Source organism: Pseudoramibacter faecis (assembly GCF_036289405.1).
GTDB classification, from domain to species: domain Bacteria; phylum Bacillota; class Clostridia; order Eubacteriales; family Eubacteriaceae; genus Pseudoramibacter; species Pseudoramibacter faecis.
In genome coordinates, this window is record NZ_JAYFFI010000002.1 from 136,902 (window position 1) to 159,223 (window position 22,322).

The following is a 22,322-nucleotide window of genomic DNA, read 5'->3' on the forward strand; positions in this document are numbered from 1 at the left end:
GTCACCCAATGGCCCCTTTCATTTCCAAGCGGATCAGGTTGTTCATCTCCACCGCGTATTCCAGCGGGAGTTCCTTCGAAACGTTGTCCGCAAAGCCGGAGACGATCATCGCCCGGGCGTCCTCTTCCGAGATCCCGCGGGACATCAGGTAGAACACCGCGTCGTCGCTGATGCGCCCGATCTTGGCCTCGTGTCCGACATCCGCGTCCTGGGTGCGCACATCCATCGCCGGGATGGTGTCCGATCGGGAGATGTCGTCGAGCATCAGCGAGGCGCAGGACACCGAGGACTTGGCTTCCTTCGCTTTGTTTGTCACCACCACCGAGGAGCGGTAGGTCGAGATGCCGCCGTCCTTGGAGATGGACTTGGCGTTGACCGCCGAAGTGGTCCGCGGCGCGTTGTGCACCACCTTCATCCCGGTGTCGAGGTTCTGATCGTGGCCGGCAAAGGTGATCCCGGTGTATTCCATCCGGGCGTCCGCCCCGTCGAGAATGGTCATCGGGTAAAGGTAAGACACGTGGGAGCCGAAGGACCCGGACACCCATTCCATCACGCCGCCTTCTTCGATCTTGGCGCGCTTGGTGTTCAGGTTATACATATTCTTGGACCAGTTTTCGATGGTGGAATACCGCAGCTTGGCGTTCTTGCCGACAAACAGCTCCACCGCGCCGGCGTGCAGGTTGGCCACGTTGTATTTCGGCGCCGAGCATCCCTCGATAAAGTGAAGGTCCGCCCCTTCGTCGACGATGATCAGCGTGTGCTCGAACTGGCCGGCCCCCGGCGCGTTCAGCCTGAAATAAGACTGCAAGGGAATTTCCACCGAAACGCCCTTGGGCACGTACACAAAGGAACCGCCGGACCACACCGCCCCGTGCAGCGCCGCGAATTTGTGATCGGTCGGAGGGATCAGTTTCATGAAGTGATCCTGAATCATCTGGGCGTAAGGCCCGCGCAGGGCGCTTTCGATATCGGTATAGACCACGCCCTGTTCGGCCACTTCCTTGCGAACGTTGTGATACACCAGCTCCGAGTCGTACTGCGCGCCGACCCCGGCCAGCGACTGGCGCTCCGCCTGGGGAATGCCGAGACGCTCAAAGGTGTTCTTGATGTCCTCCGGCACATCGGACCACTTGGCGCTCATCTGGGTTTTCGGGCGCACATAGGTCACGATATCGTCCATGTTCAGGCCGTCGATCGGCGGCCCCCAGTTATCCGCCATCTGTTTGTGATTGTAGATGTCGAGGGATTTGAGGCGGAATTCCCGCATCCATTCCGGGTCGTTTTTTTCCTTCGAGATCTCTTCGACGATGGCCGGCGTCAGGCCGTTATTAACCTTGTAAAAATCCGTTTCCTCGTCTTTGATATCGTAGATCGACCGGTTGACGTCTTCGACGTAAGTTTTTTCTTTCATGGCAATGCCTGTCTTTCCCGCGCGTTACTGTGCCGCTTTGGCCTGTTCGATAAACTTTTCGTAGCCGTGGGCGTTGATATCGTCCACCAGCGAGCCGTCGCCGTTGGCCACGATGCGCCCGTCCACCAGCACATGGGTATAGTCCACGTGGAGGGACTCGAGAATCCCGGTGCTGTGGGTGATAATGAGCAGCGCACCGTCTTCGTTCTTCTGGTATTCTTCAACCCCTTTGGACACGGTGCGCACCGCATCGATATCGAGGCCGGAGTCCGTTTCGTCCAGAATGGCGAGCTTGGGCTTGAGCATCAAAAGCTGCAGAATTTCCGCCTTTTTCTTTTCCCCGCCGGAAAAGCCGACGTTCAGATCCCGGTCGGCATAGCTCGGATCCATGTTGAGAATTTCAAATTCTTTTTTAAGTTGCTTTCTGAAATCCCAGAGCCGCACCCGTTCGCCGGTCTGCTGCTCCACCGCGTTCCGGATGAAGTTCGACAGGGTGACCCCCGGCACTTCCAGCGGATTCTGGAAGGACAGGAAAAGGCCGGCCCTCGCACGAAAATCCGCATTTTCTTCAAGAATGGCCTTGCCGTCGAAGACCACGTCGCCCTCGGACACTTCATAGCGCGGATTCCCCATCAGTGCATACCCCAGCGTCGACTTGCCGGCGCCGTTCGGTCCCATCAGGACATGGGTTTCTCCTCTATGGATATCTAAATCTATCTGATGCAAGATTTCTTTTTCGCCAACGTCCACCGACAGTTGACGAACTTTGAGTAATTGATCTGACATATATAACCTCCATGATCATCCCAGTGATAAATTCCGAGTGTTTTTGTCGGAATACAGCCATAAGTATATAACTTTCCCCCGGCTAAGTCAACAATTAAAATGCGCGAAAAGCCACTTTTTTAAAGGTTTTTTGATATGTTTTGACTAACTCTCCGACGGTTTTCGGGCATGAAAAAAGCGGTCCGAAGACCGCTTTCATTCACACACGACCCATGAGCCATGATGATTTTGATGCGTTTATCCCACGATCGAACCGGCGGGCATATCGCCGTCCACGGTAAGCACGCGCAGGACGCCGTCCTTTTCCGCCGAGAGAATCATCCCGTTGGAAGGCAGACCCCGCAGTTTCACCGGTTTGAGATTGGTGCAGGCGATGATTTTCCGATCCACCAACTCTTCCGGCCGGTACCACTTGGCGATGCCGGAGATGATCTGGCGTTTTTCGTCGCCAAAATCCAGCTGAAACACCAAAAGCCGGTCGGCGTTGGGATGCTTTTCGCAGGCGAGCACCTGAGCCACCCGCATCTGCACCTTGCCGAAATCGTCGATGGTGATCACACCGGGGGTTGCCGGTTCGGCCTTGGGTTTCGGTTGCTTGGCTTTCTCGGGTTTGGCCGGCTTTGCCTGTTTTTCCTTCGCCAGCTGCTTCACGTCGATGCGCGGGTAAAGGGGCTCGCAGCGCGCCACCTCAATCCCGGCGGGGTAGCCGCCAAAGCTTTGAATGCTCTCCCAGGTAGTGAGATCTGCCGGCACCTTCAGCTGGGCGATCATTTTGGCGCTGGTGTCGGGCATCGCCGCCGCGATGAGCACGCTGATGATACGCAGGGACTCCGTTAAGTTATAAAGCACCGCCGCCAGACGCTCCTTTTGGCTTACGTCTTTGCCCAGCACCCAGGGCTCGGTTTCGTCGATGTATTTGTTGGCGCGGCCGATGAGCTGCCAAATGCTCTCCAGCGCACGGCTGAAATCCAACTTGTCCATCCAGGCCGCGTAGTTTTGCACCGCGGCCTCGGCCGTCTGCTTCAAATCGGCGTCGCGGTCGCCGGCCAGTCTTGTTTCGGGAATCACCCCGCCGAAATACTTCGCCGTCATGGCCACGGTGCGGGAGAGCAGATTGCCCAGATCGTTGGCCAGGTCCGCGTTGATATTGCCGATGAGCAGATCCTCGCTGTAGCTGCCGTCGGCACCGTACTTCATTTCCTTCAGCACGTGGTAACGCAGCGGATCGACGCCGTATTTTTGGACCAATTTTACCGGGTCCACCACGTTGCCGATGGATTTGGACATCTTGCCCCCTTTAAGCAAAATCCAGCCGTGGCCGTAAATGGTCTTCGGCAGGGGCAGATCCAGCGCCATCAGCATGATCGGCCAATAAATGCTGTGAAAACGGATGATGTCCTTGCCCACCAGGTGCAGATCCGCCGGCCAGTAGCGATCCATCAGCTGGGGTTTGTCGTTGAGGTAGCCCAACGCCGTGATGTAGTTCGACAGCGCGTCGATCCAGACGTAGACCACGTGGCCCGGATCGAATTCGACGGGAATCCCCCAGTCGAAGGAGGTGCGAGAGACACAGAGATCCTGCAGTCCCGGCTTGATGAAGTTGTTGATCATTTCCTTCTGGCGGGCTTCCGGCTGGATGAAGCCGGGGTGGCTTTCGATATAATCCAGCAGCCGGTCGGCGTATTTGGACATTCTGAAGAAATAGGCTTCCTCGGAGGCGCGTTCCACCGGACGGCCGCAATCCGGGCACTTGCCGTCCACCACCTGGGTGTCGGTCCAGAATGCTTCGTCCGGGGTGCAGTACCAGCCTTCGTAGCGCCCTTTATAGATATCGCCCTGATCGTAGAGCCGCTTGAAGATCTTCTGGACACTCTTCACGTGATCCGCGTCAGTGGTGCGGATGAACTGGCTGTAATCGATATTCATCAGCTTCCAGAGTTCCTTGATCTTGGCCACGGTGCCGTCCACGTAGGCTTTGGGCGTCACGCCCTTTTCCTCGGCGATTTTTTGAATCTTCTGGCCGTGTTCGTCCGAGCCAGTAAGCATGTAGGCGTCGTAGCCCTGCTGGCGTTTGAACCGCGTCAGGGTATCGGCCGCCACCGTGGTGTAGGTGTGGCCGATGTGCAAATTCCCGCTGGGATAATAAATCGGCGTGGTCATATAAAAAGTTTTCTTTGCTTCTGGCATGGTGCACTCCTTTATTTTTAACCGGCCAATGATCGATGGCCGGCGCTTGTCCGCATCCGTTTGACTCAATAAAAACGGGACAATCTTTCGGTTTTTGATCGTAAACGGATCAGAAAAGATTCTCCCCTCGCGATACGCGCAATCCTCTGATTGGCTGTTTTATTATACCGTAATGCCAAACCCCTGTCAAAATCAAACGCCGATCCGCACGTAAAAAAGACCGGCCGCCCCATGGCGCTGGCCGGTCTTTTGATGCATGCTGTTATTCTTTTTTCGCTGCGATTTTGATCTGCTCGTAAATTTCCCGTTTGCTCACCCCGCGATCCCGGGCCACGGCTTTCATAGCCTGCTTTTCGCTCAGGCCCTGACTTTGGTAATGCGCCATGTGCACCGCAAGGGGCCCGTCATTAAGCGCTGCCGTCTCGCCGGTCGGGCCGTCGCCCCCGCCGACGATGAGCACGAACTCGCCCTTGGGCGGATGCGCCGCAAAGTAATCGCGCATCTGTGCCACTGTCCCCTGCAGGGTCTCTTCATATTGCTTGGTCATTTCCCGGGAAATGCTCATGGGGCGGTTCGGAAAAAGGGCAGCCATCTTCTCGAGGGTCTTTTCCAGCCGATGGGGCGATTCGTAAAGCACCGTCGGCACCGCCGACGCTGCAATAGTCTCAAGCCCCACCCGCAGGTCGCGGTTCTGTTTGCCCAAAAAACCCATAAAGACAAAATGACGGCAATCCATGCCGGAGAGAGCCACCGCCGAAAGGGCCGCCGTCGGGCCGGGCACCACCCGCACCGGCACTCCCGCAGCGTGACAAGCCGCGATCAGAATCTGCCCGGGATCGGAAATCACCGGCATCCCCGCGTCCGACACCTGGGCGATAGTCGCCCCGTCGATCAGCCGGTCCACCAGTTCCTTCGTCGCGGCCTTCTCGTTGTATTGATGGTAGCTCACCATCTTGGTATGAATCTCAAAATGATTGAGCAGCTTGATGGTGTTGCGGGTATCTTCGGCGGCGATCAGATCCACCGATTTCAAAATCCGGACCGCGCGAAAGCTCATGTCCTCCATGTTGCCGATGGGCGTACCGACGATATACAAAACGCCGCGGGTTTGCTCTTCTGGCATGCGCATATCCTTTTAAAACGGCGCCGGGCCGGGATCTGAATAGGCGCTCTCGTCGGCCCAGTCCATGAAGCGCGTAAATTCCGAACGCCAGGTGAGATTGATGCGGCCGGTCGGGCCGTTGCGCTGCTTGGCGACATCGAGCTCCGCCATGTTGGGGTTGCTGTTTTCCTTATCGTAATAATATGCCCGGTAGAGAAAGAGCACGATATCGGCGTCCTGTTCGATGGAGCCGGACTCGCGCAGGTCGGCCAGCACCGGATGGTGATCCGGGCGCCCGTCGGGGGCACGGCTGAGCTGCGACAGGCAAACGATCGGGCAGTCCAGCTCCCGGGCCAGGGCTTTGAGCCCGCGGGAGATCTCGGAGATTTCGTTTTGCCGGTTTTCGACGCCGCGCCGGCCGATCATCAGCTGAAGATAGTCGATGAGCACCAGATCGAGGCCGCTTTCTGCCTTGAGCCGCCGGGTCTTGGAGCGGATATCCGCCAGGGACTGACCGCCGGTGTCGTCGATTTTGATCTTCGTGCCGTAAAGCCGCCCGGCGGCGTCGGCCATCACCCGCCATTCCTCGTCGTCCATGGTGCCGGTGCGCACCTTGGACAAATCGATGAGCCCTTCGGAACAGAGCATGCGCTGCACCAGCTGCGTCCGGGACATTTCAAGACTGAAGATCGCCACCGAGGCCTTCTCTTTCACCGCGGCATGCTGGGCGAGATTGAGCGCAAAAGCCGTCTTTCCCATCGAGGGACGGGCGGCGACATAGATTAAATCCGATTTCTGCAGGCCGGAAGTTTTAAAGTCCAGCTCTTTAAAGCCGGTGGCCAGTCCCGTGGTCTCACCCTGATGGGTGCGCACTTCTTCGATATGCTGGATCGTCTCCCCGACCACCTCGCCGATATTCGCAAAATCCCCTTTGATCTGGCCTTCCCCGACCTGAAAGATTTTGCGCTCGGCCGCCTCCACCACGTCGGCGACGCTTTCGTATTCGCCGTAGCAATCGTCGAGAATGGCCGAGCTCGCCTGCACCAGACGCCGCAGCAGCGCCTGATCCTGGACGATCACGCAATAATTCTCGAAGTTGCTGAGCATCGGCACCTGCTGCACCAGCGCGGCCAGATAGGCCGGACCGCCGATTTTCCCGATTAGATCCACATCGGTCAGGCGCTGGGTCAGGGTCACCAAATCCAGGGGCTGGCCGGCCTCGCGCATAGCGAGGATGTTCTGATAAATCTGCTGATTGCGGGGATCGTAAAAATCCTCGGCGCGCAGATGCTCTTCCGCCACCATGAGCTTTTCGGCGTTCATGATCAGGCCGCCCAGCACCGAAGCTTCGGCCTCGGCGCTGTGCGGCAATTGTCTCGGATTGGTCGGCACGGTCCTTCCCCCTTTCTCGCAATATGGCGCCGCGTTTATTTTTTCCCGGTGACGATCACGATCAGCTTGCCTTCCACGCCGGCCGTCGTTTTGATTTTAACGGCGAATTTTCCGACGTTGCGAATCGGTTCCGCCAGTTCAATCTTACGCTTATCCACGCTGATGCCCAGATCCTTTTCCAGGGCTTCGGCAATGTTCTTGTTGGTCACCGAGCCGAAGAGCGTGCCGTCGTCTGCGGCGCGTTCCTTGATGATGAGTTCCGACGCGTCGATTTGCTGCGCCAGTTCCACCGCTGCCTGATGAGCTTGTGCCCGTTCTCTGGCCAACTGAGCTTTATGCGCCTCAGCCTTCTGGATGTTTTCCTTGGTGCCCGGCACGCCAAGCTTCTGCTTGATCAGGTAATTGCGGCCGTATCCGCTTTTCACATTGACGATATCGCCGGCTTTGCCGACACCTTCCACATCGGCGGTTAATACAATTTTCATTCTGATGCACTCTCTTTCTTATAAAATTCAATGGCGTCGACCAAAAGGCCCCGCGCCTGATGCAAATCTTCTATATCGTGAAGCTGAGCTCCGGCCATCGTCATATGACCGCCGCCGCCCAATTTTTCCAAAATCATCTGCACGTTCACATCCCCCATGGAGCGCCCGCTGATAAAAATCCCACCCTCGGTTTTCAGCACGATAAAGGACGCGCCGATGCCCCGGATGTTGAGCAGCTCGTCCGCCGCCTGCGCCGCGATGAGTTTGGCGTTCTCCGTATGATTTTCGTAAAGGGAGATGGCAATGGTATTATCGTAAAATTCGGCGTTGGTCACCGCCTCGGAACGCGCCGCGTAGGTTTCGATATCGTTTTGCAGCAGGGTCTTCGCAATAACGGTATCGGCCCCTCTGCGCTTGAGAAAGGAGGCTGCCTCAAAGGTGCGCACCCCGGTCTTCACCGTGAACATTTTGGTATCCATGCACATCCCCGCGAGCAGAGCGTTGGCCTCTGTGGTTTTGATGATATCCTTGTTGTCAAAATACTGAAGCAATTCGGTCACGAGCTCGCAGGTCGACGAGGCGTAAGCCTCAAGATAGGAGAAAATCGTATCGCTGATGGATTTGCCCGACGCCCGGTGATGGTCGATCACCACGACGTTCGACACCTGATCCAACAGTTCCGGCATCTCGACATAATTGAAATTCTGGGTGTCCACCACGATGAGCAAAGTCCCTTCCTCCACGAAATCCCGCACTTCCTGGGGAGTCACAAAGGCGTGGGCGTAATGCTCGTCTTTGCTCAGGTAGTCAATGAGCGAACGAATGCTCGTGTTGATCTCCTTGAGCACGTAGCGGCATTCCCGGTTGAGGCTGCGGCAGGCGCCCATCAGACCCACCGCCGAACCGAGACAGTCCATATCCGGCGTCTGATGCCCCATGATCACCACGTTGTGGGCGTCGACAATCTGGTCGCGCAGGGCATGAGCCTTGATGCGCGCCTTGACCTTGGTGCGTTTTTCCTTGGCCTCGGTCTTGCCCCCGTAATAAGCGTTCTTGTCGTCCATGCTGACCACACATTGGTCGCCGCCCCGGGCCAGCGCCACATCGAGCGCCGACCGGGACATGGCGTCCGCATCCTGGATGGATTTGCGCTCATCCGACAGGCCAATGCCGATGCTCAGCGTGACCGGCAGGTTTTCCATACTCACATCCCGAATTTCATCCAGCAGATGAAAATGCTCCCGCTCCATAATCATCAGGGCGTCCCGGTTAAAGACGGCCAAATAATGATTGTTTTCGTATTTCTGAATGATCGCTCCGTTGCGCTGAGCCCATTGCACCAAAATCACATCGATCTTCCCCAGGAGGATCGACCGTTCCTGCACCGTCAGCTGCTCGCTGATATCGTCATAATTGTCGATTTGGATATAAGCGAATACGGTTTGGCTGTGGCGATATTTGGCCTCGAGTTGCTTGAGGTGGGTGATATCGTTAAAATTGAGCAGATACAACGATTGGTTGCCGTGGGTGAAGGCTGAAATCACCAGGGTGTACCAATGCTCCTGGAAAGCCAGCTCCCGAAAACTGCCGTCCAGTTTTTGGCCGTTCTCCGGCTTGATTTTTAACGCCTCAAAGATATGAACCCCTTTTTTGCCGAGATCCCGGCCGAAGGTGCGGATAAACGCGCGATTGGGGATCAGGCACACGCCTTCCCCGTCGACCACCACCGAGGGCGAGGGCATTTCGTACATCCGATCGCGGTTGATCTTTGCCACCTGCCGGGAAACGACTTTATAGCTTTCTTCCTCGCGTTCGGCCTTCAGGTCGTTTTCCCATCCCTGAAGCCCGGCGACAAAAACCGCCAGCACCAGCATGACCAAACCTGCCATGCGATTGTACCGAATGAGCAACAAGCTGATGATAACCGCAATGAGCGCCATCACATTAAAGTGTTTGAGAATTTTCATCATCGTCGCTTGCCCTCTCTTAAAATAATGCGCAGCCGCAGGGGGGTGTACGCGTCGAGCACCCCGAGAATCGACAGGATGCTTAAACTCGACGGCACGACCATCACAATGAGCACGATCACGGCCTTGCGCCCGATGCGTTCCCGGGGCAGACGGCGGTTAAAAAACCAAAAACAAAACGACAAGCCCATCAGCCCGTACACAAATGTCGTGATCCCCATGAGGGTGAGCACATAAAGATTGCTGCCGGCGCCGGCAAGCTGGGCCACGAGCGGCCCCATCAGCACGATAAACAGAAAATTCCGCAGGGATTTCGGCAGCCTCCACTGGCTGAGCGGCAGCACCTTGGGCTGTGCGATTTGAAGCCGCGCCAGCATCAAATCCAGCAATAGGTTAAGGATCCAGCTGATGCCAAAGGGAATGAGCAGCACCATGGTCGGAAAATCCCGCTTCATCTGCACGAGTGCCTGACCAAATATCTTGGCCGTCCGACCGATCTGTGCGGCACTGTAATGCCCCGCCGCTACATAAACCTTAAGCCACTGCGCGGTCGCCGTCTGCATCTGGCGAAAAAAGACCTGCACAAAGGCGTGCCCCGTCACCGCCTGATAGATGATCATCAGCCCAATCAAAAAGGCCAAACAACCAAAATAGCCGAGACCGATTCGTCGGAAGCCGTCCATCCCTTTGCTCAGGCCGTAGCCCAGCGCACAGCCCACCAGTAAAAAATACAGCGCAAAGCTGATGCCGGCCCCGACGCCGACGATCGCCGCCAACAGGGCCATCGCGCCGAGACTGACCGTGATCGCCGCCGCTAGGCGCTGCCGCACCGCCAAAACGGCAATCGGCAGCGCCGATAAAAGATAAAAAAAGATCATCAGGGGAAAGTGCAGCGACAACAGCGATAGAACCACTGCGGCTGCAGCTGTCGCTATTCCCTCCGTGATCGCCTGTGGCTTCAAATGCATGAAATCCTCGATTCTCTGATTAATTCGTTCCAATTGACGGATGCTCGCGACCCTGTTGCGTCATGAAAAGCCGCCGTGCCAAACCAAACGCTGTCATCATATGACTGTTTATTATAACATATCCCACCAAAAATCAAGAATTTAATTTTGATCTCAGTTCTCTGTGATTAAATAAACGCTGCAAAGATCACGTTAGAAACATCAGGAGGTGGCGCTGAATGCTTCGCTATTATCTTCAGGTTTTCGGCCGGGTCCAGGGTGTCGGCTTTCGCTACACCGCCGTCCAGCTGGCCAGGGCCTATGCCCTCACCGGCTGGGCCCGAAATTGCTATGACGGTTCGGTGGAGTTGGAGATCCAGGGAGATCCCGCCAATATCGATTTATTTATCGGCCAGTTAAACGATCATCGGTGGATTCGCATCGACCGCATCATCCGGGAGAAGCGCCCGCTCTCCGCGGATGAAAGGGATTTTTGTGTGCGCTATTAACTCAATACATCGGCAATAAAAAAACAGAAGGAATTTCCTTCTGTTGTTTTTTTGAATTCGGTTATGAATAATGGCTTAATCTGCCTGATAGGGCAGCAGTGCCATGTTGCGAGCCCGGTTAACCGCCTGGGTAATCTTGCGCTGGTGTTTGGCGCAGGCACCGGTAGCCCGTCTCGGTAAAATTTTGCCTCTTTCAGAAATGTATTTCTTTAAGGTGGCGACGTCTTTGTAATCCACGACCATGTCTTCGTGTTCGCAGAATTCGCAGACCTTTCTTCTTCTTCTAAATGGTCTCGGCATGATTTTCTCCTTTAAAACGGAACATCGTCATCGTCTGTCATCAGATGAAATTCATCGTCCATATCGTCATCCGACGGCATGTTGTTTTGCGGCGCCGGCTGACCGCTGCGGTTATTGCTGTAACCGCCGCCGCTGGCGTCGTTGCGGCTGCCGATAAAATCAAACTCTTCCAGAACCACCTCGGTGACGTAGCGCTTGCTGCCGTCCTGGGCCTGGTAATTCCGCGTTTGCAGGCGCCCATTGAGCGCAATCTGGCGCCCCTTGCTCAGATACTGGCTGATGACTTCCGCCTGTTTCCCCCAAGCAACCACATTAAAGAAATCGGCGGTGGGCTGACCGTCTCTTTGGAAACGCCTGTCCACTGCGACTGCAAAAGTCGTCATCGAAGTGCCGCTCGCCGTCGAGCGCAGCTCCGGATCGCGAGCTAATCGGCCAACCAGCATGACTTTGTTCATGGTTTTATCCTTTCTCTTTCCTTATTTTTCCTTTGCAATGATGATATCGCGGATATAGCTATCGTTGATCAGGTACAGATGGTTCAAGTCGTCCAGAACGGAATTTTCCGCCTTAAAGTCGATCACGACATAGTAGCCGTCTGTATACTTGTTATCGATCGTGTAAGCCAGTTTGCGACTGCCCCATTCGTCGACGTTTTCCACCTCACCGGCTTTTTCGATGATGGCTTTCACGCGGGCGATTTCGGCATCGATCGCTTCCTTTTCCAATTCCGGTACTAAAACAAACATGGTTTCGTAGGCCTTCATGGTTTCACCTCCTTATGGTCTTTTGGTACAGGGTTGGACTGCTCTGCGGCAGGGGTGTGCCTGCTTCGCGCCGGACTCTCGCCAGCGTCAGCGCATACCCTCTGTACAAGGATACTTGCAACTTTCTAATTATATCAGATTTTACGCCGTAATCAAGCTCTTTATTCGGCTTTTTCGACGTTTTCTGTAGGATTACAATACATGTGTTACATATCGTAAAAAAGTAAAAGCGAGAGCACTCCTTGTGATATCGTTAATTCATCACAAAAACATATAACAAAGGAGTGTCTCGCATGAACAGTATAACACGGGTCATGAGGTATCGCAGATCTTTAATGGCGTTTGCGATGAAGTACGGTGTTACCAAAACCGCCCTCAAATACAATACGTATCGCCAGTATGTTTACCGCTGGCTCCGGCGCTACGACGGCACGATCGAATCGCTTCGCGATCGTTCCCGGCGACCGCATCATCATCCTAACCAGCATATGGAGCAAGAATTGAAGCTGATCCGGGATATGCGCCGACGCAATCCGAATGCCGCTCTGGTCGTTTTCTGGGTCAAGCTTCGCCAACGCGGATATTCACCGAATTGCATTTTCTGCGCAAGGTTGCACCCGCTTGGATTTAAGAATTGTGGACGCTCGCTGAAGGGCAAGCCGACCCTTTTCCATCTGCGTATTTGCGCAGGCAAAAGGCTGAGTCTGACAGGCAGGCCCTTTCAATTTTAAAAAAATTTTCCGAGTGTTTTAGCCTTGGCTATCGCCTTCGCCATCTCGCTCCTTTCAAGCTCCGGACTGATATCAACGCCCCCCACAAAGATATAATCAAAACGCGCTATCCCAAACATCTCTCCAAGCTGCTTCCAGAATAGTACCGGTACGCACGGCTTCTGCGCGAAGCTGCCGCTGCTGGTCAGATAGGCCAGATGCGAACATCGGCAATCGCCGTGACAGCCTTCCGCATCGTAATGATAGCAAATACCATTTGCAGCAATATGTTCAGCATAAGCCCGCAGCCTGGCCGGAAAGAGCAGATCCCACAAGGGCGCGCCGATCACAATTTTATCGGCATCGGCAAACCTTCGAGCAAAGGCATACATTGGATGATCAAACTTTCTTTGAGCGAAAAGGGCATCTCTGCGGTCAAGCATCGGCCGGTTAAAACAAGGAATTTCCTGTTGACGGATATCTTCTTCAATGATGTCATCCTTCGGATGTCCCTTGCGGTATCTATCCAAAAAGGCCTTGCAAAGTGCCATTGTGCGGGATCGATTTCCCCGCTGGCTTATACAGCAGTTGACAAATAAAAGTTTCATTCCCTATTTTCTCCTCCTCCATTTCTGTTTTGTTTATACGGACTCATGCAAACAGCCATTATAAACGGAACCTTCCGGGCCTATTTGAGTCTAACACAATGCTTGGGCTTTTTCGCTGCTTTCGTCTTTAGCAGATTTGAAATGTTTTTCTTCGGGCTGATTGTAAAATCAAGTTGAACATATAATGCAAAACTACATAAGGCGCCTCTTTGGTAGAATATAAGTGACAAAACTTCAATTACAAAGAGGAAATCCCTATGGACCACTTACATTTTACTACAACTGAAGACAACATCTTTTATTTGAGCATCGCGTTTTGATTCAAACCCGTCCCAAAGACGGATGGAATTCCAATCGAATCACCAAGGAGATCAGCTTCGCATCAAATACTGTTCGAATTCAAACGCGACGCCGCGACTCTCTACTCCGGAAAGGTCCTTCACTATAATGCTCGCGCCGGACAAACGGCTTATGAACACAATCGGCAAGCATGTTATCGGCATTACAAATTACTTAAAAGCGACCTTCATCGCCTTTGTTGAGAAAAAGCTCTTCGAAGATGGGTGATCTCGAGATGCCTGCATTGGCCGCGCACTAGAAGAAGACCTGTTCATTAGAAAGCAGATTGCCAGCACCAAGACTCTTTACAGTTATATTGATCTCTGACTGCTTAGTATCAAGAACATTGATTTGCCTAAAAAGCTTCGGCGCTCGCCGAAAAAGAAAGGAATCTCAACGGTTTTACTACGCCTATATGGCTTTTTATATTATGTTTGTTTCATTTTTAGGCGATTTTGTTCGTGTAAACTTGAACCCACCTGAGTCTTTAATTTAAACCCGTTCGAGGGATAATCAAAAACTGTAGGCTATCATGCCGTAGTGTCATTATTCCCGTCAGAATTGTTGTTTATAAGCGCAACCGCACTAAGTGCCGCCATAGCAAATCTACCAACGATTCCACTGACCTGTCCTACTTTATTGCATCCCTCAAGCACACATCTCCTGCAAAAAGGAAGTTTTTCATCAAGGAGTAATTTTCCACACGATTTACAACGCCGTTCTTTTTCTTCATTACTCATCTTTAGAATCCTCCACATCTATGTAAAAGACATCTTTGTCTTTCTGTGCCAGCATAGTTTCATAGGAATCAATTACACCAAGCATCTGCTTTGGCTTCTCAAGCCAAAAATCAACATTATCCTCATCATGCGGATAAAATCGATCGTTCCTTTTACATCTCTGCCAATATCCTCAATCTGAGAGGATATCCGTTGAAGCGAAGCCTGCATAGACAATGTCAAAATATCCGAAAGAGCGCTTGAGAGATTAACTGCCTTCTTCAAAGTAAAGAATTTCACAAGATGCTCGTTCTCATCCAAGATGGCCGGGCGCAGATTTCTAGCCATCTTTTTGGACTGACCAATATGATAAACTCCTTCTTTCAGCCCATCAATAATATCCTGGCTGAAATGAGAGTAATCCGCAACGAGCATACCCATTTTGGATATATCAAAACCGCCTTTGATTGCTACAGTTATCTCTCCAATGAATCCCTCAATGTTATGGAACACCTCCCAAGCTGTGTCCGAACCCATCTTGACCTCAATTTTGCCAATAAACACCTTCAAGAAATCGGACATGGCCAATAAGTCTGTTCTCTATTTTATCTTCCTCTTCCGTGAAGATGTTCAACAGCTTGGTTTTACCTGCTTCTACAATTTCATTGTTTTCTGCCATACGGTTCTCTCCTCATGTTTAATCTCCATCAAACAGGTCATCATAAAACACCATCTCATCGATACTATTTGAGTCGGAACACATCAACGTCTTTGTTGCCTAATGGATGGTTCAACTGTTAATGTTCAACTTGTTATTGATTTACGATGATAATTTTTTTCAGCATCCGTTCAAATTTCTGCCGCGGCAGCATCACGATGTGGCCGCAGCCGGTGCAGCGGATCTTGATATCGGCGCCCATGCGGATGATTTCCCACGCATTGGTGCCGCAGGGATGCTGCTTTTTCATCATTACGATGTCCCCAAGGGCATATTGTTTTTTTTCCATTATCGATACGTCCTTCCTTTTAATCGGCCGCATTTTGTTCGACGATCATTTTTTTCTTCGGCGCCTTGATCCGGGCCGTCGCCATCGCTGCCATTAAAATCTGGCGCATTTGAGCCTCCGCCGCCGCGCGATGAGCCGCGTCGCTTTTCACATAAACCCGAATGGTGACCGCGTCTTTATCCATCTGGGCCACGCCTCCCACCTGGGGCCTTTCCGGAAAATGCTGGGTGTCGTTGCTTTTATAGACCTCGTCGCAAACGCGGTTGGCCACATCGATCGCTCGGGCAACATCCTCGCCATAGGCAATATCGATATCCACGCCATGGCTGAGCAGTCCTCGGGAATAGTTCACCAAATGATTGATTTCCCCGTTGCGGACCATGAAAAGACTGCCGTCAATCAGGCGCACCTTGGTCATCATGGTGCCGATGCTTTCCACCACGCCGTAGTGATCGTCCTCGATCTCAACGTAATCTCCCACGTAAAACTGCTCCTGAAACACGATAAAGAAACCGCAGATCAGATCCTCGACGATGCGCTTGGCCCCAAAGCCAATGGCCACCGTCCCGACGCCGGCTACGGTCAGCAGCGCCCCGACATTGATAAAATACGAGAGAATCAACAAGATCCCGCAAACCATGATCACCGTGTCAATGGCCGATTTGGTTACTTTGGCCAGGGTTCGGTTGCGCTTGGCATCCTGCAGGGTGGTAACCGCGGTTTTCTTACGGATAACAAAAATGCTCTGGGTGACCTTGTCGGCAATGCGCATGGCGATAAGCATGATCACCAGAGTTACCGCCACCGAAATGAGTTTGTTGATGATCACTGTCGTGTTGATGTCGTTCACAAATTTCCAGAATACCGATGCAAATGTTGCGTTCTCGCTCATATTTCTCCTTTGATTGGTCAGTTTTTGTCAAAATGCTAAAAAATGCAGCCGAAGCTGCATTGGAATACGCTTTGCTGATCGCTTACTGCCCGTCTCCCTGGTCGTTTTTCTTGCGAATCTTTTTCGGATCAATCCAGTCCGAACTTTCGCCGTCCTGGCGCTTGGCCGGCTTTCTCATCCGCCGTTCCTGAAGGGCAGCCGCCCGCTCTTTACGCCTTTCTTCCCTCATGACTTTTTCAACCATTTTGTCCGTAACGGGCGAAAAGGCTTCCGTCTCGATGATCGAGGGCGATTCCACATCGCTGAACGGATCTTTTCGAGCCGGGCGCCCCATGTGTTCGTGATCGGCCGCCCGCCATCTGACTTTTGACACCGAAGCAGGTGCCGCCGCTCTTTGAGCTTCAGCTTCCGCCTGTTCGGCCTGCAGCTTTTCTGCCAGGGCTTTGCGCCGGCGTTCCTTGGCTTCGGTAACTTCCCGCTGTTTTTTACCCAACATAAAGCCGATGGACTGCAGCGCCACCATCAACACCAGCACCACCAGGAAAAAGGCGATTATCGGCATCTTCGCACCCATAACATGATAAATCACCCCATAAGGGAAATACAAAAACAGCGTCGGCGCGATGCCAAAGGTCAGCCCGTTCCACACGCCGGCAAAGGATGCATTGCCGCCAAATTGCATGATCAGCAGCGCAATAACCGTAAACAGCACCATCGGCAGCATGCACAGCAGCAGATACGGCCCGTAATTCCGGTCGTCATCATCGGTGGAATTGGCAAAGGCTTTATAGGTGAAGAACACCCAATAGGCTACCACGATGGCAAAGGCGGCAATGCCAAATCCCAAAGGATAGCGATCATCGCCGCTCGCGGTCTGAATGATGTCTAAAACGCCCTTGAGCACCAGGATAATCAATAAATTAAAAATATTCCCGATGAGTGCCGTCGTTAATGAATTGATTTTTCGCCGAATATGAAATTTTCTCGGATTCATGCAAACCTCCTATTTTAATAAATCCAGAATGCGATTCAGATCCTCCAGGGAATAGTATGCCAGTTCGATCTTGCCCTTTCCTTTTTTCCCTTGGGGAATGATGCGCACGCCTGTCTTAAATTGATCGCGCAGGTGATCCTCCACGTCGACGATATAAGGATCTCGCTCGATTTTTGGACGAGGTTTTTTCGGATTTTTGAGCGCCTGCACCTTTTTTTCGGTTTCACGAACCGAATATTTTTTCTGAACAATCTCTTTGGCCAGGACTGCCATCTGCCCAGGATCCTCCAATCCCAAAAGAGCCCGCGCATGACCCGACGACAATAGATCTTCCAGCACCATTTCCCGGACGGACTCCGGCAGTTTGAGCAGTCGCATGGTGTTGGTGACGGCGGTCCGGCTTTTCCCGATGCGGATGCCGATTTCCCCCTGGGTCAAATGATAAGCCTTGATCAGATGCTCATAGGCCATTGCTTCTTCAATGGGGTTCAGATCTTCCCGCTGCACATTTTCGATCAGTGCGATTTCAATCACATCCCGGGCAGGCAAATCCTTGACGATCACCGGCACCTGCTTGAGCCCGGCCATCCTGGACGCCCGCCACCGTCTTTCCCCGGCGATAATCGAATAACCTTTATCCTCCGGCTTGACAACCAAAGGCTGCAAAATGCCGTGCTCCTGGATGGAGACAGACAGCTCTTCTAAAGCTTGTTTGTCAAATTGCTTTCGCGGCTGCCCCTTGCTCGGCCTGATTTTGTCAATCGCTACCTCAAAGACCAGTTGCTCCGGCGCCAGAGCCTCCGAACCGGCCTGATCGCCAGCGATAATATCGCCGCTGTTATCAAAATGCACATCCTCGGAAATGAGGGCGGCCAGTCCCTTGCCCAGTCCCTTGTGTTTACGCGTTGCCATGTTGCTGCCTCCCGATAAATTCCTTGGCGAATTCCTGATACGCGACAGACCCCTTGGATCTGGGCGCATATTCAAAAATGGTCTCGCCGTAACTCGGCGCCTCGGCCAAACGAATATTTCTCGGAATCTTTGTATGATACACCTTGTTTCTGAAATAATCCGTCACTTCATCAGACACCTGCATAGATAAATTGGTCCGCCCGTCATACATGGTGAGCAAAACCCCCTCGATATCCAGGGCGGGATTCAATCCCTTTTTAACCAGACTGATCGTGCTGATCAGCTGTCCCACCCCCTCCAGCGCATAATATTCGCATTGAATGGGGATGAGCACCGAGTCGGAAGCGGCCAGCGCGTTGATCGTTAACAGCCCCAGCGAGGGCGGACAATCAATAAAGACAAAATCGTAATAATCTTTGATCGGCGTGATCACCTTGCGCAGTTTGGTTTCCCGCTGGGCCATTTTGGTCAGCTCGATTTCCGAACCGGCCAGCTCGATATTTGATGGCAAAATATTTAACCGGTCATATCCTGTGGTTAAAATGATCTCCCGCAGATCCAAGTCGTTAATCAGCGCGTCGTAAATACTCTTTTCAAGTCGATTTTTATCCAAGCCAAAACCGCTCGTCGTGTTGCCTTGGGGATCGATATCGATGGTCAGCACGCGGTAGCCGTCCATACTCAGCGCTGTTGTCAAATTCATGCAGGTAGTCGTCTTGCCGACGCCGCCTTTTTGGTTAAAGATCGCAACGACTCTTGATCTTGACATGGGATTCCTTTCTTTGGTTCGCATTCCGGAATGATTCGCATCTTATTTCGGAATGGTAATGGTGATCACAATGCGATCATCTTTTTCTGTCTCTTTGTATTTGGCCGACCGTTTGTTTTCCTTCACCACTTTAAAAGCCGATTTGATGGTGTTAATATAAATCTGCGCATTGATGAAAGATTTAACGCGTGCTTTTTTGCCCGGGGTGATTTTTTCATCGTAATTATTGGTCATCACCTCTTCGCGGACTTTTTCAACCAGGGCCTCAGTTTTTTTGACATTTAAATCCTGTTTATGGATTTGATCGATCACTTCCCGTTGGATGGCCTCGTCCGGAATTTTAAGCAATGCCCGGGCATGCCTTTCCGAAAGCTGATTGGTTTTCACCGCTTGAATCACCCGATCGTCCAATTTCAGCAGCCGGATTTTATTGGCCACAAAAGACTGAGATTTGCCGATGAGGGTCGCTACCTGCTCTTGGGTCATATCGTAATATTTGATCAACTGCCGATAGCTTTCCGCCTCTTCGAAAAAACTCAGATCCTCCCGCTGCACGTTCTCGATGATGGCGATCACTGCCGAATCCTTGTCGCTAACGGCGACCTCCATCGCTGGAATCTCCTGCATTCCCGCCAATTTGGATGCTCGAAGTCGCCGCTCTCCGGAAACCAGTTCATAAAGCTTGTTATCGACCTTCCGCACCTGAATCGGCTGAATGACCCCAAAGGTCCGAATGGATTCCGCCAGTTCGGTCAGACTTTCATCTTTAAAAGTTTTCCGAGGCTGATTGGGATTAGGAATAATCTGTTCCACCGGAATGAGAATCACGGCGCTTTGCGTTTTTGATTTTTCTTTCAGGTCTTTCTTTTTCTTTCGCATTTAATGACTCCCAGGGTTTCACGTGAAACGGATGCTAACTACAACGGCTTTTTCTTGATCTGTCCGTAATTTCGAGGGTATTGCGTCGGCGTCCGCCCATCTTTTCTACACTGAATTATAACATGAAACGACGCGTTTTTCAGTAGTAAATTCTGAGACACCCGGATCTCTCCGCCACCAAGCGTCTCGACGCCGTCGACCGCCGCGTCGATTTCCTCCCGATATTTTTCTCCCTTCCAGGCGTAAAACATGCCGCCGACCCGAACCAAAGGCAGGCAAAGCTCGCTCAAAATGCCATAGGCCGCCACCGCCCGGGAACACACCGCGTCAAATTGCTCGCGATACGCCGGATTTTTTCCCAGCGCCTCGGCCCGGGCCGCCGTCAATTCAACATTCGCAAGTCCAAGATCCGCCGCGATTTTTTTCACTGCCTTCACTTTTTTTGCCGTCGCGTCGACCAGTACAAATTTTTTCTCCGGATAGGCGATAGCTAACGGAATTCCCGGAAACCCGCCGCCGGTGCCGACGTCGATAACCCGCCGATCTTCTGGCGTCATCGGACAGGCTAACGAATCCAGCAGATGCTTTTCCACAAAGGCGTCATCGTCGGTGATCCGGGTCAAATTGATGTGTTCGTTCACGGCCTTCAGTCTTTCCATAAAGCGATACAGTTTTTCCAGCTGTTCCTCGCTCAGCAAAACGGGCGAGGCCGACACGACACGCTTTTTAAATGTATTGATCTCCACACTATTCCCCTCGATGATTTTCAAGATACACGTGCAACACGGCGATATCCGCCGGCGAAACGCCGGAAATCCGGGATGCCTGTCCCAGGGACATCGGCTGCACGGCGTTCAGCTTTTCGGCAGCCTCCAGCCGCAGCCCTTCAATATGATTATAATCCAAACCCTCGGGAATGCGTTTGCTTTCCAGCTTTTTAAACTGTTCCACCTGTTTGATCTGCTTGTTGATATAGCCTTCATATTTGAGCTGAATCTCCACCTCTTCGCAGACGGCGTCGGGCAAGGCCGGCCTTCGGGGATCGAGCGCCGCCGTGTTGGCATAATTGATCTCCGGCCGCTTCATCAGTTGCCCCAGCGGCATTCCCGATTTTAATGCCGTCGTGCCCAATCGGGACAGCGTCGCGTTGGCCGTTTCCGAAGGAGAGACCATCACGCCGGCCATCCGATTAACCTCATCTGCAATTGCCATTTTTTTCCGTAAAAACCGCTGATACCGCTCTTCGGAGATAAGCCCCACCCAATGTCCGATGGGCGTCAGCCGCAGATCGGCATTATCCTGCCGCAGCAACAGGCGATATTCAGCCCGGGAGGTCATCATCCGGTAGGGCTCGCTGGCATCTTCGTTAATAATATCATCGACGAGTACGCCGATATACGCCTGGGAACGATCCAATATCATCGGCTCCTTTCGATCAAGTAATAGCGCCGCGTTGATCCCGGCCACAATCCCCTGGGCGCCGGCCTCTTCATAGCCAGAGGTGCCGTTGATTTGTCCGGCAAAGAAGAGCCCGCGGATCCTTTTGCTTTCGAGGGTCGCCTTGAGCTCAGTGGGATGAATACAGTCGTACTCAATGGCATAGGCTGACCGCATAAAGGCCACATGCTCCATCCCCGGCACCGTGCGGTAAAGCGCGATCTGCACATCCTCCGGCAAACAGGAAGACATCCCCTGCACATACACCTCCTGGGTGTTGCGGCCCTCCGGCTCCATAAACATCTGGTGATGATCTTTGTCCGCAAAACGCATCACCTTGGTTTCGATGGATGGACAATAGCGGGGCCCCACCCCCACCACATCGCCGGTGACCAGCGGACTGCGGTCGAGATTTGCATTAATGATCCGATGCGTCGCTTCGTTGGTATAGGTCAGATAACAATCGATCTGATCGATTTCAATCGCTTCTGTTTCAAAGGAAAAGGGGGTGATGCTCTCGTCTCCTTTTTGTACGGTCATCTTAGCGTAGTCCAGGGTTTTGGCATCCACCCGAGCCGGGGTTCCCGTTTTAAAACGCTGAAGATGAAAGCCGGCTTCTTCCAACGAGTCCGAAAGAAAACGCGCCGGGAACATCCCGTTGGGGCCGCCTTCGTATTGCACTTCCCCCATAAAAATCTTTCCCCTGAGATATGTCCCGGTACAAACCACACAGGTGTCGCAGGTATAGGTCGCGCCGGTTACCACCTGAACGCCGGCGATTTTTTGATCTTTGATGATCAGCCTGGTCGCTTCCTGCTGACGCAAGGTTAAATGCTCGGTGTTTTCCACCACGGCCTTCATCCGAAACTGATAGGCCTTTTTATCGGCCTGGGCGCGCAGCGAATGCACCGCCGGCCCTTTCCCGGTGTTCAGCATGCGGCACTGAATCATCGTCGCATCGATATTCTTGCCCATTTCACCTCCGAGGGCATCAATTTCACGCACCAGATGTCCCTTCCCAGTGCCGCCGATCGACGGATTGCAGGGCATCATCGCCACTGAATCCAAATTGATCGCCAATAATAATGTTTCCTTTCCCATCCGCGCTGTCGCCAGGGCCGCTTCACAGCCTGCGTGCCCGGCGCCGATCACGATGGTGTCGTAATGACCTGCTGCGTATTCCATATTTTTCCTTCTTAAATTTCC

Annotated in this window: 25 protein-coding genes; 2 read left to right on the top strand and 23 right to left on the bottom strand. The window is 52.8% G+C overall.

Features of this window, described 5'->3' with window-relative positions; all coding sequences use genetic code 11:
* Position 1: 1 nt before the first annotated feature.
* The 8 genes from sufB to V3C63_RS03315 all read right to left on the bottom strand — a co-directional run bounded on the left by sufB (position 2) and on the right by V3C63_RS03315 (position 10,298).
* Positions 2 to 1,411 (bottom strand): Fe-S cluster assembly protein SufB, encoded by a 1,410-nt coding sequence (gene sufB / locus V3C63_RS03280; RefSeq protein WP_329886398.1) that lies wholly within the window; start codon positions 1,409 to 1,411, stop codon positions 2 to 4.
* Positions 1,412 to 1,435: 24 nt separating this feature from the next.
* On the bottom strand, positions 1,436 to 2,197 hold the full coding sequence (gene sufC, locus V3C63_RS03285; RefSeq protein WP_329886399.1) for a Fe-S cluster assembly ATPase SufC: 762 nt from the start codon (positions 2,195 to 2,197) through the stop codon (positions 1,436 to 1,438).
* Between the two features lie 237 nt (positions 2,198 to 2,434).
* Complete coding sequence (metG, locus tag V3C63_RS03290; protein WP_329886400.1) at positions 2,435 to 4,384, bottom strand: methionine--tRNA ligase; 1,950 nt, start codon at positions 4,382 to 4,384, stop codon at positions 2,435 to 2,437.
* 262 nt (positions 4,385 to 4,646) lie between these two features.
* The gene (rsmI, locus tag V3C63_RS03295) at positions 4,647 to 5,507 is read right to left on the bottom strand and encodes a 16S rRNA (cytidine(1402)-2'-O)-methyltransferase (protein WP_329886401.1); all 861 of its coding nucleotides are present in this window, start codon (positions 5,505 to 5,507) and stop codon (positions 4,647 to 4,649) included.
* A gap of 12 nt (positions 5,508 to 5,519) precedes the next feature.
* Positions 5,520 to 6,878 (bottom strand): replicative DNA helicase, encoded by a 1,359-nt coding sequence (gene dnaB / locus V3C63_RS03300; RefSeq protein WP_329886402.1) that lies wholly within the window; start codon positions 6,876 to 6,878, stop codon positions 5,520 to 5,522.
* 35 nt (positions 6,879 to 6,913) lie between these two features.
* The gene (rplI, locus tag V3C63_RS03305; RefSeq protein WP_329886403.1) at positions 6,914 to 7,363 is read right to left on the bottom strand and encodes a 50S ribosomal protein L9; all 450 of its coding nucleotides are present in this window, start codon (positions 7,361 to 7,363) and stop codon (positions 6,914 to 6,916) included.
* On the bottom strand, positions 7,360 to 9,333 hold the full coding sequence (locus V3C63_RS03310; RefSeq protein ID WP_329886404.1) for a DHH family phosphoesterase: 1,974 nt from the start codon (positions 9,331 to 9,333) through the stop codon (positions 7,360 to 7,362). Before V3C63_RS03310 ends, rplI begins: the two co-directional genes overlap by 4 nt.
* Positions 9,330 to 10,298, bottom strand: a complete 969-nt coding sequence (locus V3C63_RS03315) for a DUF2232 domain-containing protein (protein ID WP_329886405.1) — start codon at positions 10,296 to 10,298, stop codon at positions 9,330 to 9,332. Before V3C63_RS03315 ends, V3C63_RS03310 begins: the two co-directional genes overlap by 4 nt.
* Before the next feature lie 218 nt (positions 10,299 to 10,516).
* Between V3C63_RS03315 and V3C63_RS03320 the strand changes: the two genes are divergently transcribed.
* Positions 10,517 to 10,786, top strand: a complete 270-nt coding sequence (locus V3C63_RS03320) for an acylphosphatase (RefSeq protein WP_329886406.1) — start codon at positions 10,517 to 10,519, stop codon at positions 10,784 to 10,786.
* A 75-nt stretch (positions 10,787 to 10,861) separates the two neighbouring features.
* Here V3C63_RS03320 and rpsR read toward each other — a convergent pair whose 3' ends face one another.
* From rpsR to rpsF, 3 genes are read right to left on the bottom strand one after another with little or no spacing between them, the layout of a single operon-like run.
* Positions 10,862 to 11,086, bottom strand: a complete 225-nt coding sequence (gene rpsR, locus V3C63_RS03325; RefSeq protein WP_273267654.1) for a 30S ribosomal protein S18 — start codon at positions 11,084 to 11,086, stop codon at positions 10,862 to 10,864.
* 11 nt (positions 11,087 to 11,097) lie between these two features.
* On the bottom strand, positions 11,098 to 11,541 hold the full coding sequence (locus V3C63_RS03330) for a single-stranded DNA-binding protein (RefSeq protein WP_329886407.1): 444 nt from the start codon (positions 11,539 to 11,541) through the stop codon (positions 11,098 to 11,100).
* A 21-nt stretch (positions 11,542 to 11,562) separates the two neighbouring features.
* The gene (gene rpsF / locus V3C63_RS03335; protein ID WP_273267657.1) at positions 11,563 to 11,850 is read right to left on the bottom strand and encodes a 30S ribosomal protein S6; all 288 of its coding nucleotides are present in this window, start codon (positions 11,848 to 11,850) and stop codon (positions 11,563 to 11,565) included.
* Positions 11,851 to 12,185: 335 nt separating this feature from the next.
* On the opposite strand from rpsF, the gene V3C63_RS03340 reads away from it, so the two are divergent.
* Positions 12,186 to 12,581 carry a helix-turn-helix domain-containing protein gene (locus V3C63_RS03340; protein ID WP_425355327.1) on the top strand — a complete coding sequence of 132 codons (396 nt, stop codon included), beginning with the start codon at positions 12,186 to 12,188 and terminating at the stop codon, positions 12,579 to 12,581.
* Here V3C63_RS03340 and V3C63_RS03345 read toward each other — a convergent pair.
* From V3C63_RS03345 to mnmG, 12 genes are all read right to left on the bottom strand, one after another.
* A complete protein-coding gene (locus tag V3C63_RS03345) occupies positions 12,578 to 13,168 on the bottom strand; it encodes an NAD(P)H-dependent oxidoreductase (RefSeq protein ID WP_329886409.1) in 591 nt (196 codons plus the stop codon). The two genes, V3C63_RS03340 and V3C63_RS03345, sit on opposite strands and share 4 nt — an antisense overlap.
* Before the next feature lie 869 nt (positions 13,169 to 14,037).
* Positions 14,038 to 14,247: a hypothetical protein gene (locus tag V3C63_RS03350; RefSeq protein WP_329886410.1), complete on the bottom strand. Its 210-nt coding sequence runs from the start codon at positions 14,245 to 14,247 to the stop codon at positions 14,038 to 14,040.
* Between the two features lie 72 nt (positions 14,248 to 14,319).
* Positions 14,320 to 14,763 carry a hypothetical protein gene (locus V3C63_RS03355; RefSeq protein WP_329886411.1) on the bottom strand — a complete coding sequence of 148 codons (444 nt, stop codon included), beginning with the start codon at positions 14,761 to 14,763 and terminating at the stop codon, positions 14,320 to 14,322.
* 7 nt (positions 14,764 to 14,770) lie between these two features.
* Positions 14,771 to 14,905 carry a hypothetical protein gene (locus V3C63_RS03360; protein ID WP_329886412.1) on the bottom strand — a complete coding sequence of 45 codons (135 nt, stop codon included), beginning with the start codon at positions 14,903 to 14,905 and terminating at the stop codon, positions 14,771 to 14,773.
* Between the two features lie 133 nt (positions 14,906 to 15,038).
* A complete protein-coding gene (locus V3C63_RS03365; RefSeq protein ID WP_329886413.1) occupies positions 15,039 to 15,233 on the bottom strand; it encodes a DUF951 domain-containing protein in 195 nt (64 codons plus the stop codon).
* A gap of 19 nt (positions 15,234 to 15,252) precedes the next feature.
* Positions 15,253 to 16,125, bottom strand: a complete 873-nt coding sequence (locus V3C63_RS03370; RefSeq protein WP_329886414.1) for a mechanosensitive ion channel family protein — start codon at positions 16,123 to 16,125, stop codon at positions 15,253 to 15,255.
* Positions 16,126 to 16,207: 82 nt separating this feature from the next.
* Complete coding sequence (locus V3C63_RS03375; RefSeq protein ID WP_329886415.1) at positions 16,208 to 17,119, bottom strand: hypothetical protein; 912 nt, start codon at positions 17,117 to 17,119, stop codon at positions 16,208 to 16,210.
* A gap of 9 nt (positions 17,120 to 17,128) precedes the next feature.
* The gene (locus V3C63_RS03380; protein WP_329886416.1) at positions 17,129 to 18,031 is read right to left on the bottom strand and encodes a ParB/RepB/Spo0J family partition protein; all 903 of its coding nucleotides are present in this window, start codon (positions 18,029 to 18,031) and stop codon (positions 17,129 to 17,131) included.
* On the bottom strand, positions 18,018 to 18,800 hold the full coding sequence (locus V3C63_RS03385) for a ParA family protein (RefSeq protein WP_329886417.1): 783 nt from the start codon (positions 18,798 to 18,800) through the stop codon (positions 18,018 to 18,020). The genes V3C63_RS03380 and V3C63_RS03385 overlap by 14 nt, the downstream gene beginning before the upstream one ends.
* Before the next feature lie 42 nt (positions 18,801 to 18,842).
* The gene (locus V3C63_RS03390; protein WP_329886418.1) at positions 18,843 to 19,679 is read right to left on the bottom strand and encodes a ParB/RepB/Spo0J family partition protein; all 837 of its coding nucleotides are present in this window, start codon (positions 19,677 to 19,679) and stop codon (positions 18,843 to 18,845) included.
* Between the two features lie 38 nt (positions 19,680 to 19,717).
* Positions 19,718 to 20,425, bottom strand: coding sequence for a 16S rRNA (guanine(527)-N(7))-methyltransferase RsmG (rsmG, locus tag V3C63_RS03395; RefSeq protein WP_329886419.1), 708 nt, complete (start codon positions 20,423 to 20,425; stop codon positions 19,718 to 19,720).
* 1 nt (position 20,426) lies between these two features.
* Positions 20,427 to 22,301 carry a tRNA uridine-5-carboxymethylaminomethyl(34) synthesis enzyme MnmG gene (mnmG, locus tag V3C63_RS03400; RefSeq protein ID WP_329886420.1) on the bottom strand — a complete coding sequence of 625 codons (1,875 nt, stop codon included), beginning with the start codon at positions 22,299 to 22,301 and terminating at the stop codon, positions 20,427 to 20,429.
* Positions 22,302 to 22,322: the final 21 nt, after the last annotated feature.

Excerpts from the sequence above, each read along its gene's own strand:
- V3C63_RS03315 (WP_329886405.1), bottom strand. The coding sequence starts at position 10,298 with ATGCATTTGAAGCCACAGGCGATCACGGAGGGAATAGCGACAGCTGCA.
- rpsR (WP_273267654.1), bottom strand. The coding sequence starts at position 11,086 with ATGCCGAGACCATTTAGAAGAAGAAGAAAGGTCTGCGAATTCTGCGAA.
- metG (WP_329886400.1), bottom strand. The coding sequence starts at position 4,384 with ATGCCAGAAGCAAAGAAAACTTTTTATATGACCACGCCGATTTATTAT.
- V3C63_RS03375 (WP_329886415.1), bottom strand. The coding sequence starts at position 17,119 with ATGAATCCGAGAAAATTTCATATTCGGCGAAAAATCAATTCATTAACG.
- V3C63_RS03355 (WP_329886411.1), bottom strand. The coding sequence starts at position 14,763 with ATGGGTTCGGACACAGCTTGGGAGGTGTTCCATAACATTGAGGGATTC.
- sufB (WP_329886398.1), bottom strand. The coding sequence starts at position 1,411 with ATGAAAGAAAAAACTTACGTCGAAGACGTCAACCGGTCGATCTACGAT.
- mnmG (WP_329886420.1), bottom strand. The coding sequence starts at position 22,301 with ATGGAATACGCAGCAGGTCATTACGACACCATCGTGATCGGCGCCGGG.
- V3C63_RS03330 (WP_329886407.1), bottom strand. The coding sequence starts at position 11,541 with ATGAACAAAGTCATGCTGGTTGGCCGATTAGCTCGCGATCCGGAGCTG.
- V3C63_RS03365 (WP_329886413.1), bottom strand. The coding sequence starts at position 15,233 with ATGGAAAAAAAACAATATGCCCTTGGGGACATCGTAATGATGAAAAAG.
- sufC (WP_329886399.1), bottom strand. The coding sequence starts at position 2,197 with ATGTCAGATCAATTACTCAAAGTTCGTCAACTGTCGGTGGACGTTGGC.
- V3C63_RS03310 (WP_329886404.1), bottom strand. The coding sequence starts at position 9,333 with ATGATGAAAATTCTCAAACACTTTAATGTGATGGCGCTCATTGCGGTT.
- V3C63_RS03360 (WP_329886412.1), bottom strand. The coding sequence starts at position 14,905 with ATGGCAGAAAACAATGAAATTGTAGAAGCAGGTAAAACCAAGCTGTTG.
- V3C63_RS03385 (WP_329886417.1), bottom strand. The coding sequence starts at position 18,800 with ATGTCAAGATCAAGAGTCGTTGCGATCTTTAACCAAAAAGGCGGCGTC.
- rplI (WP_329886403.1), bottom strand. The coding sequence starts at position 7,363 with ATGAAAATTGTATTAACCGCCGATGTGGAAGGTGTCGGCAAAGCCGGC.
- rpsF (WP_273267657.1), bottom strand. The coding sequence starts at position 11,850 with ATGAAGGCCTACGAAACCATGTTTGTTTTAGTACCGGAATTGGAAAAG.
- V3C63_RS03350 (WP_329886410.1), bottom strand. The coding sequence starts at position 14,247 with ATGAGTAATGAAGAAAAAGAACGGCGTTGTAAATCGTGTGGAAAATTA.
- V3C63_RS03345 (WP_329886409.1), bottom strand. The coding sequence starts at position 13,168 with ATGAAACTTTTATTTGTCAACTGCTGTATAAGCCAGCGGGGAAATCGA.
- V3C63_RS03340 (WP_425355327.1), top strand. The coding sequence starts at position 12,186 with ATGGCGTTTGCGATGAAGTACGGTGTTACCAAAACCGCCCTCAAATAC.
- V3C63_RS03390 (WP_329886418.1), bottom strand. The coding sequence starts at position 19,679 with ATGCGAAAGAAAAAGAAAGACCTGAAAGAAAAATCAAAAACGCAAAGC.
- V3C63_RS03380 (WP_329886416.1), bottom strand. The coding sequence starts at position 18,031 with ATGGCAACGCGTAAACACAAGGGACTGGGCAAGGGACTGGCCGCCCTC.
- V3C63_RS03370 (WP_329886414.1), bottom strand. The coding sequence starts at position 16,125 with ATGAGCGAGAACGCAACATTTGCATCGGTATTCTGGAAATTTGTGAAC.
- rsmI (WP_329886401.1), bottom strand. The coding sequence starts at position 5,507 with ATGCCAGAAGAGCAAACCCGCGGCGTTTTGTATATCGTCGGTACGCCC.
- V3C63_RS03320 (WP_329886406.1), top strand. The coding sequence starts at position 10,517 with ATGCTTCGCTATTATCTTCAGGTTTTCGGCCGGGTCCAGGGTGTCGGC.